At 63.1% G+C, this 13547-nt stretch carries 16 protein-coding genes; 13 read left to right on the forward strand and 3 right to left on the reverse strand.

The window, feature by feature from the left end:
- Positions 1-7: 7 nt before the first annotated feature.
- Complete coding sequence (locus tag HDG34_RS27405; protein ID WP_184064023.1) at positions 8-1696, forward strand: phage portal protein; 1689 nt, start codon at positions 8-10, stop codon at positions 1694-1696.
- Between the two features lie 32 nt (positions 1697-1728).
- Here HDG34_RS27405 and HDG34_RS27410 read toward each other — a convergent pair whose 3' ends face one another.
- The 3 genes from HDG34_RS27410 to HDG34_RS27420 all read right to left on the reverse strand — a co-directional run bounded on the left by HDG34_RS27410 (position 1729) and on the right by HDG34_RS27420 (position 3901).
- Positions 1729-1866: a hypothetical protein gene (locus tag HDG34_RS27410; RefSeq protein ID WP_184064026.1), complete on the reverse strand. Its 138-nt coding sequence runs from the start codon at positions 1864-1866 to the stop codon at positions 1729-1731.
- Between the two features lie 520 nt (positions 1867-2386).
- Positions 2387-3025, reverse strand: coding sequence for a hypothetical protein (locus tag HDG34_RS27415; RefSeq protein ID WP_184064029.1), 639 nt, complete (start codon positions 3023-3025; stop codon positions 2387-2389).
- Positions 3026-3136: 111 nt separating this feature from the next.
- Positions 3137-3901 (reverse strand): DUF4328 domain-containing protein, encoded by a 765-nt coding sequence (locus HDG34_RS27420; protein ID WP_184064032.1) that lies wholly within the window; start codon positions 3899-3901, stop codon positions 3137-3139.
- Positions 3902-4105: 204 nt separating this feature from the next.
- Here HDG34_RS27420 and HDG34_RS27425 point away from each other — a divergent pair, with 204 nt between their 5' ends.
- From HDG34_RS27425 to HDG34_RS38710, 12 genes are all read left to right on the forward strand, one after another.
- Positions 4106-4987 (forward strand): S49 family peptidase, encoded by an 882-nt coding sequence (locus HDG34_RS27425; RefSeq protein WP_184064035.1) that lies wholly within the window; start codon positions 4106-4108, stop codon positions 4985-4987.
- A gap of 29 nt (positions 4988-5016) precedes the next feature.
- Positions 5017-5718 carry a hypothetical protein gene (locus tag HDG34_RS27430; RefSeq protein ID WP_184064038.1) on the forward strand — a complete coding sequence of 234 codons (702 nt, stop codon included), beginning with the start codon at positions 5017-5019 and terminating at the stop codon, positions 5716-5718.
- A 46-nt stretch (positions 5719-5764) separates the two neighbouring features.
- Positions 5765-6490 (forward strand): head decoration protein, encoded by a 726-nt coding sequence (locus HDG34_RS27435; RefSeq protein ID WP_184064041.1) that lies wholly within the window; start codon positions 5765-5767, stop codon positions 6488-6490.
- Positions 6491-6563: 73 nt separating this feature from the next.
- Positions 6564-7715 carry a major capsid protein gene (locus HDG34_RS27440; protein ID WP_184064044.1) on the forward strand — a complete coding sequence of 384 codons (1152 nt, stop codon included), beginning with the start codon at positions 6564-6566 and terminating at the stop codon, positions 7713-7715.
- A gap of 12 nt (positions 7716-7727) precedes the next feature.
- Positions 7728-8063 (forward strand): hypothetical protein, encoded by a 336-nt coding sequence (locus HDG34_RS27445; protein ID WP_184064047.1) that lies wholly within the window; start codon positions 7728-7730, stop codon positions 8061-8063.
- 9 nt (positions 8064-8072) lie between these two features.
- Positions 8073-8756: a hypothetical protein gene (locus HDG34_RS27450; RefSeq protein WP_184064050.1), complete on the forward strand. Its 684-nt coding sequence runs from the start codon at positions 8073-8075 to the stop codon at positions 8754-8756.
- A gap of 1 nt (position 8757) precedes the next feature.
- Entirely contained in the window at positions 8758-8994 is a 237-nt protein-coding gene (locus tag HDG34_RS27455) for a DUF2635 domain-containing protein (RefSeq protein ID WP_184064053.1), read from the forward strand.
- Positions 8995-9144: 150 nt separating this feature from the next.
- Positions 9145-10635, forward strand: coding sequence for a phage tail sheath subtilisin-like domain-containing protein (locus HDG34_RS27460; RefSeq protein ID WP_184064057.1), 1491 nt, complete (start codon positions 9145-9147; stop codon positions 10633-10635).
- Between the two features lie 81 nt (positions 10636-10716).
- A complete protein-coding gene (locus HDG34_RS27465) occupies positions 10717-11091 on the forward strand; it encodes a phage tail tube protein (RefSeq protein WP_184064060.1) in 375 nt (124 codons plus the stop codon).
- A 21-nt stretch (positions 11092-11112) separates the two neighbouring features.
- Entirely contained in the window at positions 11113-11349 is a 237-nt protein-coding gene (locus HDG34_RS27470; RefSeq protein WP_184060406.1) for a phage tail assembly protein, read from the forward strand.
- Between the two features lie 11 nt (positions 11350-11360).
- Complete coding sequence (locus HDG34_RS27475; RefSeq protein WP_184146116.1) at positions 11361-11516, forward strand: GpE family phage tail protein; 156 nt, start codon at positions 11361-11363, stop codon at positions 11514-11516.
- Positions 11517-11520: 4 nt separating this feature from the next.
- Complete coding sequence (locus HDG34_RS38710; protein WP_221309274.1) at positions 11521-13545, forward strand: lytic transglycosylase domain-containing protein; 2025 nt, start codon at positions 11521-11523, stop codon at positions 13543-13545.
- The last annotated feature ends 2 nt before the right edge of the window (positions 13546-13547 follow it).

Below are 13547 nucleotides of genomic sequence, written 5' to 3' on the forward strand. Positions count from 1 at the left end.
GCCAGCAATGGGCGTCATCGTTGACGAAAGCGGCCAGCCGATTCCGGCACCCGTTGCTGTACGTGGCGGCGCGACGAACGCGCTAACGGGGGAACCGGGGCGCGCGATGGTCATGCCGGGGCTCGGGCTTCCTGGCTACCAGTTTCCGTACGACGCTGCGGACTGGTTCGCCCAGGAGATGGGCAACTGGTTGCCGTGGATACGGTCGCCCGATTCGGAGATCAATCTCTTCCGGGACTGGATGGTTGCGCGCTCGCGCGACCTCTTTCGCAATGACGGCTGGATCAATGGCGGTGTTACCCGCATTCTCGATAACACCATCGGCACGAACCTGCTTTTATCGGCGAATCCCGATTACCGCGCGCTGGCATTGCGTACCGGTATCAGCGCCTTTGACGCGACCTGGGCCGATGAATTCAGACGTACGGCGGAAGCACTCTGGCGCGGCTATGCTGAGAACCCCGCGCACTACAACGACGTGGCGCGACAGCTTACGCTCGGTCAGCAGTTCCGGCTCGCAATGCGTCACAAGCTGGTCGATGGCGAGGGGCTGGGTCTCATCTACTGGCTACCCGAACGCGTCGGCTATGGCGGCGCGGACTACGCGACCGCGTTGCTGCTGCTCGATCCCGACCGCCTGAGCAATCCGTATCAGGCCATCGATTCGCGCTACCTGCGCGGCGGCGTCGAGATTGACGACTACGGCGTACCGCTCGCGTATCACATCCGCGAGGCGCACCAGAACGACTGGTATCTCGCCGTCGAGGCGAACACCTGGGAGCGTATCGAGCGCTGCGACGAGGACGGCTGGCTGCGCGTGCTGCACGACTATGACCGCGACCGGGCGGGCCAGCATCGGGGCCTCGGGGTGTTCACGCCGGTCCTGCTGCACGCGCGCATGCTCGCGCGGTATTACGGCGTCGAGCTACAGGCCGCGACCATCGCCGCGACATTCGGCACCTACGTTACGTCGCCCTATGATCCGGCGCTGGTGCAGGACGCGCTTGGCGCGGGCGAAGGCGAGGAACTGCCGCTGTATCAGGCATTGCGTGCGCGGTGGGCCGACGAGCGTCCCGCGATGCTCAACGGCGCGCGTATTCCCACGCTCGCACCTGGCGAATCACTCGAAAGCGTCTCGGCCGCGCACCCGCATGGCAACTTCGAGACCTTCGCGCACGAAATGCAGCGCGTGATTGCAGCGGTGCTGGGGCTCAGCGCCGAGCAGCTTTCGCAGGACTGGAGCAAGACGAATTACAGCAGCGCGCGTGCGGCGCTGCTCGAAGCCTGGAAGACCCTCACGCGGCGGCGCGACGAGTTCTGCCTGAACTTCGCGTCACCGTTCTACGGCGCGTGGCTGTGGGAAGCAATGGACCGGGGCGAACTGCCGCTGCCGGCCGGTGCGCCGCCGTATATCGAGGCGCGCGCCGCGTACGCGCGCTGTTCATGGATGGGGGTGGCGCGTGGCTGGATCGATCCGACCAAGGAAAAGGCTGGTGCGGTGATGGGCATGGACGCGGCGCTCTCGACGCTCAAGCGCGAATGCGCAGAACAGGGACTCGACTACGAGGAAGTACTGCATCAGCGCGCGAATGAAATCCGGCTGATGAAGGAACTTGGGCTTGATTTGCCTGCCTGGGCTGGCAGTATCGCTGCGGCAGAAGCGGCGAAACCCGAGGCAGCCCCTGTACCGCAATAGTATCCGGCCGCGTTGATAGCCGCGCGCCGTGTTCAGGACTGGCGACGCGCGGCGAACAGCTTGCGTACGAGCGCAATCAGGCGCAGGGGATTCAGGCGGAAATGGCTATGGCGTGCAACGCCTGCGCGGCTGTAGAGGTGTGTAGCTTCAATCAGGGTAATGGGGCTCATGACTTTCTCCGTATAAATTCGAATACAGGATAGGTCTCCCTGTCTCAAATTTGAATAGGTTCAGTCCGAAAGATATATGCCCCCGGATATCGAGGTCGGTGGAAAGAGAAGCCAGATTTGTTGAATTGCAGGTTTCCGGGTGGCGACACGCCCAACGGTGCCGCGACGGCCGAATGAAGGGACGCAAAAAATAGCGCGCCACAAGGACGCGCCGTGAAAAGGGCTTTGTACTGCATGCCAACCCTATCGCCGCTCAAGAGCGGGGGGACGTCCTGAGCGGCGACGCTTCAATGCTAGGCGTATATGCCGGACGCAGACCTCGGACAACTCCGAAAAGCCGGGGCGCGCACGATGGTCGTGAACTGGCCACCTCTGGCGACGCGTTTGTCCACCGTGCTCCGGATGATGAAAAACTGAGCCTTGAATTGCCCGACTGGGCGCACAACGTCGCGGCGCGTGAAGCCAGACACGACGAGGAAACTTTCAAACCGAAGTGATACCTTGCCTAGCCAATCTGTAATCAGTTTTCGCGACTAAATCGTATTGACGAAATGACTGCGTCAAAAGTGGGCAGCGCATCGCTGTAAAGCGCATCAACTGCATGAGCACCGATGTACGAACCCACCAGACATTGAATTACCCATTCATTACCTGGTGTGACAGTTACATACGTCTTTGTACGAAGGCGCATGGTCAGCATGCCCATCCATGCTGCTTCCTTTGCTTGAGTTTCCGCCCAGTAAGCCGTTGCAGAATCCAGTTCTGCTCTGCCAACGTCAATAATGGTCGTGCGCACTTCGGCTCCCGCATTTACTCGGGAACTGAATATTTCCCTCGTCATCGGATTGCGGTCGAGCCAATCATTGATTTGCGGCTGACCGCTCGAAAAATATCCAGGCTTCAAAATGTGCCGATCGATACGGCACTGGCGAACTTTGACCTTATTCCTGATGCTCGGCTTGAGCAAGAGTGCCATACCGGCAGGCGTGTCACTCACGTCATAGGTCCAACCTTTGGGTACGGTGATTGTCAATCCGATCTTTGGCGGACTCACCGGAATTTCTTCGACTACTGCCTTTCCTTCCGGGAGCTGATCGGAGGTTGCGAGTGCACTCAAGGGGGCGATCAAGCAAACTAAGCCGATGGCGATGATCTTCATTGAAGTGGAGTACCAATACGTGGTGGCATCTGATGATCGTGTGCCGGTGTTGAAGCGCAGAGTGAAGGGACTTGCGCCGAGTTAGAAAATGTCGAGGTAGCGCGGTGATGTTCAGTCGATAAAAGTATCCGTTTTGAATGAAGGCTCGCTCTTCCGCGAACTCCGTTCGCTTCCAGCCATGCCTGGCCCCAACGCAGCGGTCTGGCGCTCGGTCAACTGACGAATTATCCGAATCAGGACCAGCGCGGCTGCGATTCCGAGCAAAGATGACATAACTGTCAGTGATTCGGAACCTCGATATTGACTTACATTCTCGGCCTTTATCGACGCACGGAGAGCGCCGTTACCAAATATGCAAGTTGCAATCCAGAGGCCCCACCACCAACGAAGTTTGGCGGGAACGGACACACTGCGCCAATTATCAGGATTTGCAGATATTTGCCAGGTTTCGCGCATTCCCCGGAAGGGTTTCCACAGAGTCGCAAACGGAATGAAGTACCAGCCGACCGCCCATCCGGGTCTCATAGGTTTCGTCGCTACCAGATACTTTGCGTTTGCATTAGTCAGGTACACCCATTTCAGAAAGAAAAAGGACGTCACCATAAATGCAAGAAAATTTGCGATGCCAGATAGCGCGTTCCTCATGTTTTCCCCGCCGGTCAAGCCGGGGACTTCGTCGAACATGGAGAATGGCGTGTCCCCAGATAGCTGCTGGAGCGCAACGAGTTCACTCATGCTGGAAAATCCGTAGAACAATTCAGAGCCCACGTAAATCCAGAGAAGTAGTATTGAGACTTGTGCGGCCTTTCTCGGATCGCGTGGCTTATAGGTGATATTGCTGGTCATCGTGCGCATGTCTGTCGATGTCTCGTTCATCCCAGAAAGTCCAAAGTTGAAAGGTTGGAAATATAACTACGGCAGCTTACCGAGCGCCTGATGTCATCAGGCAACGCAAAATGAACTAATGCGAAGCACGAGCTTATAAATTTCCATGTACCAGTATGGCGTGCGGAGCAGGTTGATTCCATCAGACGTGTCTCGTATTTGTGTGCGACGTGAAAGCCACATCTCGAAGCTGGCATGACCCCGGACTACCCGCATCTGGCGACGCGCCTTTTCAATGTGCCGCTCGCCATTGCGCCCGGCAAGATTGAAGTCATCATGGCCGCGCTCGCGGATCGTTTCGGTCTCGCGCGGCTCTTTCGTACCAACGGCAAAGCGCTCACGTTCGACGGCGATTACGAAGCGGGCGAGCCTGCGGGCGACCGCACCTTTGAAGTCATCGACGGTATCGCGGTCATTCCCGTTCAGGGCACGCTGGTGCAGAAGCTTGGCACGCTGCATCCGTACTCGGGCATGACCGGCTATGACGGCATCCGCGCGAACCTTGCGACGGCGCTCGGCGATGACGCGGTGCGCGCCGTGGTGCTCGACGTGGACAGCCCCGGCGGCGAAGTCGCCGGGTGCTTCGACCTGACCGACGCCATTTTCGCTTCGCGCGGCATCAAGCCGCTGTACGCGATCCTTACCGAGTGCGCGTATTCCGCGGCGTATGCGCTCGCGTCGGCGTGTGACCGCGTGATCGTGCCGCGCACAGGCGGGACCGGTAGCGTCGGCGTGATCGTCGCGCACGTTGATTTTTCGAAAGCGCTCAGTGATGCGGGCCTGACAGTCACGCTGATTACCTACGGCGAGCGCAAGGCCGACGGCAGCGAATACCGACCACTTTCCGACGAAGCCTATACGCGCATCAAGGCGGACGTGGACAGCGTGGGTGAACTGTTCGTGGCGACGGTCGCACGCAATCGCGGACTAACTGTCGCGCAGGTTCGCGGCACGCAGGCCGCAACCTTCCTCGGTGCGGCGAGCGTCGATAACGGCTTTGCCGATGCTGTGATGTCACCCGATGCCGCGTTTCTCGCGCTACTCGATTCGCTCGCGCTGTCATCCGTACCGCAGTAACCACCAGGATCATGCAGGAGGTCTTCAAAATGGGATTCTCTCTTTCAGCGATGACCCGCGCGCTGCCGTTCGCGCATCTTGCGCGCGTGGGAACGCGTACACGCGCCGATGAAGACTCACCGCTTGTCGATGATGACGAACGCGACCGGCCCGCCGAGCGCGACCGCGAGGATGGCGCACGCAACGATGCGCGCACACCGCGCGCACAGGACGACGAGCCGCGCAACGGTGACGATGCACAGGACGACCACAACGAAGAAGACGAGGAAGAGGACAACGACGAAGGCGACGGCGATGACGTCCAGCTCGGGGACGGCGACAGCCGCGAGGACAGCGGGGACGATGCCAACAACGCCGACGAACGGGACAGCCGGCGCGGCAAGGCCAGACGTGGTCGCGCGCAGGATGATGACGACTCGGAAATGCATGGCAGTTCCGTCGAGGCGCGCGCGCGCCGCCGCGAGCAGGCGCGCTGCGCTGCCATCTTTTCAAGTCACGCCGCCGCGCGTAATCCGGTACTGGCCGCCAATCTCGCGTTCAGAACGCGCCTCGCACGCGGTGCCGCGCTCGCAGTACTCGAAAGCACACCCGCCGCGCCGCCCGCCAATAGCGGACGCGTCGAGCGCAATCCGCGCGTCGGCCCGGGAGGTACACCAGGCATGAACTCACGCCAGGCCATCGCGTCGGCATGGGACCACGCATTCGCGAAGGTGAATGCGCGCAAACGCTAGTGCGCGTGCCGCGTTTTCATCCATTCCATTACAAGGGGTCACGATCATGGGCGCTCCTACTGTCCCGCCGCTCTTTGAGAACTGGCATGACGGCGGCTTTCTCGTCTCCGAAGCGAACGGCCATCGCTCGCGCGACGGCATCGTCCTGACGGGTGGTGTGTATGTCATGGCCGGGACCATTCTCAGCCGCCTTGCCTTGCCTCCGCCACCGCCGCCAGGCAGTGACGCAAGGGGCGATGCGGGGGCCGCGTCGGTCGTCGCAGGCACGCCGGAGCGCGAGAACACCGGCGACGGTGTCTTGCGGATCACCGATCCGCCGCGTGCCAGCTCGTCGCCGTATGGCCGCTACGTCTGCACCTTCACGAGCCGCAACACGTTCGACGTGAGCGGACCCGATGAACTGGGCGCGACTGCGCAGCAGACCGGGGCGCCGGTCGTCGTCGGCGGCCTGAGCTTCGTCATCGAACAGGGCGCAAAGCGCTTCGCTGCGGGCGATACCTTCGCGATCACGTTCACTGCTGCCGATCCATCCGATATCGGCACGCCCGGTATCTGGATGCCCTGGAATCCCGCCGCGACTGATGGCTCCGAAGTCGTGGCGGGTCTGCTGTTCGGCTCGCGCGATACGACGCGGATGGATCGCGCGGCCGTCGCGATCGTGCGCGACGCAGAAGTGAACGCATCGGAGCTCGTCTGGCCGTCGGACGCGACGCCGTACCAGATGCAGATCGCGGGCGACCAGTTGCGCGCCGCAGGCATCCTGTTGCGCTAGTACCCCTTTCCTTCCTCGCAAGGCCGCACGGACTCTGGTCCGGGGCGGTCTTTTCTTTTGGGGAGCCGTCATCATGGCTGGCGAAATTCTCGATGTATTCCATCAGGACCCGTTCACGGCGATTGCGCTCTCCGACGCCGTTCAGCGCAACCCGTACCAGCCTGTCGGCCTCGGCGAGCTGGGCGTATTCGATCCCAACCCGATCCGCACGAAAGCGCTGGCAGTCGAGGAACGCACCGGCAAGCTGATCCTGATCCCGTTCTCCCAGCGCGGCGAGGAAGGCACGCAGCGCACGACCGAACGTCGCAAGATGCGCTATTTCGACGTGCCGCGCCTGATGCACTCGGACACGGTGTACGCCGAGGAAGTACAGGGCATCCGCGAGTTCGGTACGGAATCCGTACTGATGCAGGTCGAGGCCGAAGTTGCGCGGCGACTGTCAGGGCCAACCGGTCTGCTGGCGAGCGTCGAGTACACGAAGGAATTCCTGAGGCTCGCCGCGCTGCAGGGTCTGGTGCTCGATCCGAAGGACGGCAGCGTGCTCTACAACTGGTTCGATGAATTCCAGATTCCGCAGGCCGCCGAAACGCCGTTCGATCTGGGCGCGACCGAGGCAGGCAAGGCGAACACACCCTTGCGGCCGATCTGCAACGCGATCATCCGTACGATGGCGCGCAAGTCGCAGGGCGCATTCACGCCGACCACGCGCGTCTACGCGATGTGCGGCGATGCTTTCTATGACGCGTTCGTCAATCACCCGGACGTGATCCGTACGTTCGTGAACTGGTCCGATGCGCGCGCACTGCGCGACAACTCGCAGGGTGCCGCGTTCGATGCGTTCGTGTTCTCCGGCATTACATGGTTCAACTATCGCGGCTCGGACGACAACGTGACCATCAAGGTTCCTGATGACGTGGTGAAGTTCTTCCCGGTCGGCGCGCCCGGTGTATTCCGCGAAGCGATGGCACCGGGCGAAACCGTCGATTGGGTCAACACGCCGGGACGGCCCGTATATGTGCTGCCGATCTTCGATGTGCTGCGGCGCATGTGGTGGAAGATGGAAGCGTATGCGTACCCGCTCTATGTCTGCACGCGGCCCGAAGTGCTGCTGTCCGGTCGCATGCTCGAAGCGACAACGGCCGGCACTGCCCGCACCCCACTGGAAGACCCGTCCGCGACGACTGAACAACCGGCAGACGCAGCCAGTACGGCGGCGCATGCCTGAGCGGGCGCGGTCATGATCGATTGGGATAGCGTGGTGCTTGCGCCCGTCGAAGGCATCTTCGGCCAGCCCGCGACGCTCTACGCGGGAAGCGGTAACGCGCATGCGCTTAACGGCGTGTTTGACGAAGCCTTTACGAACGTGGATGTGGTCGACGGCGTACCGGTGACCACGACACGCCCATGCTACGGCTTTCGCGTGGCAACACTTCCCGTTACTGCGCACCAGGGCGACACGCTGTTCATTCCGGCCGCGCCCGGTGCGCCACTCAGTGACACGACCTATGTCGTCCGCGAAGTCCGTACGGATGGACATGGGTGGTGTTTCCTGCTGCTGAACCTCGCTCCCTGAGTTACGTGTATGCCCCGCGTCCGCATTGCGTTGCCGATGCTTGGGCGTCGTCAGGTGCGTCTCGCCGCGCTTGGCGCACTGCAGCGCGCAGCGCTTCGGGTCGCCGGCCGGCCGGTCCTGATCCGCTCGCCGGGCGACTGGGCCGCGCCGTCTGACGTGCTGCCTGCGGTCATCGTGCGTACCGCGCACGAATCGAAATCCTCATTCAATCGCGGCATGCCGCAGTTCACCACGACATGCAGCCTCGAAGTCAAGGCGATGGTCGAGGCGGCGACGGGCGAAGCCGCACAGGACGCCATTGAATCGCTCTGGTACGCCGTCGAAAACGCGCTACTGCTCGACTGGTCGCTTGTACGCATGCTGCAGCAGTTCGCGACGGTCGAAAGCGTGCTGGATATCCGCGCGGAAGGTGCGCGTCACCTCGCCGGTATCGCGGCGTCCTTCCGCTGCGAGTTTCCCGAAATGTACGACCCCACGGTTGAGCAGCCGCAGCCGGCGCCCTGGCCGCTCGATCCGCCTGCGCCCGCACCGCTCGAAAGCGTGGGCCTGCACGCGGACCTCACCAATCGCGCCGACCCGACCGGCACGTATCCCGCGCCGCCGTTCCCGCAGGCGGTCGTCCCCGCGCCGCGTACGCACGGCCCTGATGGACGCGACGAGGGCCGGCTTGACGTTCCGTTAAAGGGGAACTGACATGCACATCAGGCCAGCAACCGGCATGCGGGTGCGCGATCCCGACCTGCGCGACTTCCTGCCCGACGCGGGGCGCGTCGTACCCGATTCGGTGTACTGGCGTCGCCGTTTCCGCGATGGTGACGTGGTGCCGGTCGCGGATGAGCCGCCCACCATCCCGGACACGCCAGACGAGCCCGACGCGACGCGGCGCGCATCACACCGCACGCGCGAACCCAAAGCCACCGACCCGACGTAACACGCGCCTTCTGCGCCGCTGCCTGCCGCTGCGCGCGCTTCCCGCGCAATCCCTCAAGACGATCGCGCGAGCCCCACCACGGCCCGCCCGGGCCGTTCTGCGTCCGTTTCCGTCTCCGGTTCGCGCCCACCTTCCCGGGAGGTTGCTCCCATGATTCCCTTTACCAACCTGCCTGAGAACATCCGCGTCCCGCTGTTCTACGCGGAGCTCGACGCGTCACAGGCGAACAGCGCCCAGCTCAACCAGCGCACGCTGATTATCGGGCAGATGACCGACGCGGGAACCGGCGAGCCGGGCACGCCCGTTATCAGCGCGGGCGTGGGTGACGCGCGCGCACGGTGGGGCAGCAATTCGATGCTCGCCGCGATGACCGCTGCCTATCGCGCGGCCGACTCCTTCGGCGAAGTCTGGTATCTGGCGCTCAAGGACGCAACCGGCGCGGTGGCCGCAAGTGGAACGGTCACGCTCAACATCGAAGCCGACGCCGGCGTCTCGGGCGTCATCTCGCTTTATATCGCCGGTCGGCGCTACCAGTTGCCGGTGCAGGCCACGCAGAGCGCGGCCGACATCGCGGAAGCGCTCGCCACACTCGTTGCTGCAGATGCGTTCGGGCTGGTGAGCGCATCGGCTCATGACAACGTAGTCACGCTGACCGCCATCAATGCGGGCATGGTGGGCAATGAAATTGACGTGCGCCTGAATTACGGCGGCTCACGCGCAGGCGAATCGACGCCGCTCAATCTGGACATAGCCATCACGCCGATGGCGGGCGGCGCGATCAATCCGACCGACACGCTACAGGCCGCGCTCGATAACTGTGGCGACATGCCATTCGACTTCATCGTCTGCCCCCATACCGATAGCGTCAGCCTCGATGCACTGCATACGTTCCTGAACGATCAGACCGGGCGCTGGTCGTGGGCCCAGCAGATTTACGGCCATGCCTTCGCCGCGTACCGGGGGACGCTCGCGGCGTGTACGACATTCGGCGCGGGCCGCAACAATCAGCATGAATCGGTGCTTGGGTTCCATGATTCGCCCACACCCGCATGGATCGTCGCCGCGCAGCTTGCCGGCTCGGTCGCGCCCGCGCTGCGCAATGATCCGGGGCGTCCGGTCCAGACGCTACCGATTCGCGGCATGCTCGCGCCGCCGGTTGCCTCGCGCTTCCTGCTCACCGAGCGCAACACGCTGCTCTATGACGGTATCAGCACGTTCAATGTTGGCGATGACGGCACCTGCTATGCCGAGAACATCACGACGACCTACCAGAAGAATCCGTGGGGCGATCCCGATGACAGTTACCTCGAAGTCGAAACGATGTTTCTGCTGATGTACGTGCTGCGTGCGCTGCGCTCGATGGTCACATCGAAGTATTCACGCATGAAGCTCGCCGCGGACGGCACGCGCTTCGCATCCGGTAGCGCCATCGTCACACCGCTGCTGATACGCGCAGACGTGATCGCCCGGTATCAGGAACTCGAATTCGATGGCTACGTGCAGAACAGCGCACTGTTCGCGCGGCAACTCATTGTCGAGCAGAACGCGCATAACCCGAATCGCGTTGACTGTCTGTGGCCCGGAACGCTGATCGACCAGCTCCGGATTTTTGCCCTGCTCGCGCAATTCAGGCTCAGCTAGTCATTCCGAACCGCAGCACTGAACCGCACCAGGCCGCCCCGGCGAACCGCCCCGGCGGCTTTTTCATTTCTGGAGCCCGCCATGTCAGATGACACAAATCGCCTGGCCGGTGTCGCATGGATATCGATGGACGGCCAGAACTACATGCTGTCCGGCGAACTGGCGTATTCGCCCGCCGACTACGAACGCGAGTCAATGGTCGGACAGGACCGCGTTCACGGCTACGCAGAGAAGCCGCGCGCGCCGTTCATTTCCGCGACGCTGCGCGACGCAGGTACGCTGACGGTCAAGGACTTCAACGCCATGACCAACGTCACGGTCACGCTCGAACTGGCGAACGGCAAGACGGTCGTCGGCCGCAATATGTGGAGCACCGAGGCGCAGGAAGTCAGAACCCCGGAAGCGACGTTCGAAATCCGCTTCGAGGGCTTCTCGGGCAGCGTCACGGAGCAATAAGCGAACAGTAAGGGGCGCGCCATGTACGAAGTCATTACGCTACTGAGCCCCATCGACGGACTGACTGAGATCACGCTGCGCGAACCTACGGTCGATGAAATCGCGAAGGTCAACGACGACGCAGCGAAGTTCGGCAACGTGCGCGCGATGAAGAACCTGATCGCAACGATGGCAAAGATCGACGTTGCGACCGTGGGCCGCATGGGTGCGCGCGACTTCAACGCGTGCAACAAGTACCTCTCCGGTTTTTTCGAGTAGTGCCCGCGAACGTGCGCGATATCGTGGCCGATGTGACGCACTTCTATGGATGGGGGCCGCGCGACGCGGGCGCGCTGACGTGGGCTGAACTCGCGCAATGGCTCGCGCAGGCGCGACGCATCCAGCACGTTGCGCAGCAGGCCGCAGAGAAACGCCGCCAGGGGTAAGGCAATGGCAGCGCAGGCAATCCAGTTCACCATCTCGACCGTTGACAGGGCGACGAGGACAATCAACCGGATCAACGATTCAGTGTCGCGCATGACGCGCCCATACCAGAACCTCGCGCGCAGCGTGCAACGGTTCTCGAAGGCGTCGGGGCTGACTGAAGTTGGCAAGCGGCTGGAAGCTGTCGCGCAGAAGGCAGGCAAGGCGGCGGCGAGTGTGACGCGCATCGGTGCGCCGCTGCTCGCGCTGGTCGGTGGCGGTACGCTCGCGGGTCTGGCTGACCTCGTTGTGCAGTGGGAGCGCATGGGCGCGGAAACGGAACGCACCGCGCGACTGCTCGGCATCACGGCGGGCGAACTCACGCAGATGCGCAGCGCGGCGACGCTGATGGGCGTGTCTGCCGATACGATGACCTCGGGCTTTCGTGGCTTCGCAGACACGTTGCAGGATGCACGCTGGGGACGCAATCAGGCCGCGTTCGCGACGATCCAGGCGCTCGGCATTGCGTTGCGCACAACGAAGACCGGCGCAACCGATACGCAGGCCGCGCTCCATGAGCTCGCGGATCGTATCCAGAGAATCCAGCACGCGGACCCGGCTGCGGCACGCAATCTGGCGCGCTCGCTCGGCGTCGAGCAGCTTCTGCCGGTCCTCGTTCGCGGTCGCCGGGGCATGCAGGCGTATGAGGCCGAAGCGCGGCGGCTACGCGGTGACTTTACCCCGCAGATGGCCGCGCGTGCGCAGGCGTTCGCCCTGTCGCTCGACCGGATGCGTACGGCAGCCGATGGGCTCAAAGCATCGATTGCAGACAGTCTCGCGCCGGTACTTGGCCCAATGATCGACCGCTTTACAGAATGGATTGCGAAGAACCGCGAACTGGTTGCGCAGCGTATCGCGGAACTTGCGCAACGGCTTGCACGCTGGCTCGCCTCGGTCGATTGGAACAGGTTTGCGCAGGGCGTCACGGAGGCTGTGACCGGCCTGATCGGCTTCGCTTCGTGGGTCGGTGACGCGGTGGAGGCCATTGGCGGCTGGAAGGTCGCCGCCGCAGCGCTGGCCCTGTACATGACGGGCGGATTCATTGCGTCGATTGCTTCGGCTTTCGGCAGCATTGCAATGCTCGCGGTCAGGGGCTTCATGCTCGCGCGCGCATTGACCGGCATCGGTGCAGCGGCAGGCATGGCAGCCGAGGCGATGACGGGTGCGGGGGCAGCAGCGGGCGGCGGCCTGCTCGCACGCCTGGCGGGCCGGCTGCTGCGCTTCGTCAATCCTGCGACCGTTGGCGCGTATCTGGGTCTGCATAGCGAACACCTCAACACAGGCGAGGATGAACAACTGAAGCGCATCCGGGCGGCCGAAGCGGCAACGGGTGGCGTGTGGCCCGGTTCGGCAAACGTCCAGCGTGCGGAGACCGCACCCGGCGCAGCGGGCGCAACCGGCGAAATGGGGGCGCCACTCAATCCTGCTGTCGCGCAGTGGGCACAGAAACTCAATTTCGCCGGAACCGAAGCGCGCTATGGTCTGCCTGTCGGACTGCTTTCGGCCATCGCGCAGAAGGAATCGCGCGGTAACCCGGTGGCGGTGAGTCCTGCCGGCGCGCGCGGACTGTTCCAGTTCATGCCCGCGACGGCGCGCGAATACGGGATCGACGCGTTCAATCCAGCGCAGGCCGCCGACGCCGCGGCGCGCAAGATGTCCGGCCTGCTCGCGCGCTACAAGGGCAATCTGACCTACGCGCTATCAGCCTATAACTGGGGCGAAGGCAATCTGGACCGCAAGGGACTCGCCAACGCCCCGGCCGAAACGCGCAACTACGCGCCGGGCGTCCTCGCGCACATGCCGTCGCTCGATCCGGGCATGGACGTGGCTTCGCTCAGTGCCCCCGGCGCGGCGGCGGGCATGCAGAGCGCGCCCGCACCGGTCGTCCACGTTGACAACCACGTCCACGTCGCGCGCGACGGCAGCGTGACTGTGAAGACGCGCACGCCTGCGGGTCTGAAGATCGCCCGACCGATGGAAGCGCTCGGCTAGGT

Source organism: Paraburkholderia sp. HC6.4b (genome assembly GCF_014200875.1).
Lineage (GTDB): Bacteria > Pseudomonadota > Gammaproteobacteria > Burkholderiales > Burkholderiaceae > Paraburkholderia > Paraburkholderia tuberum.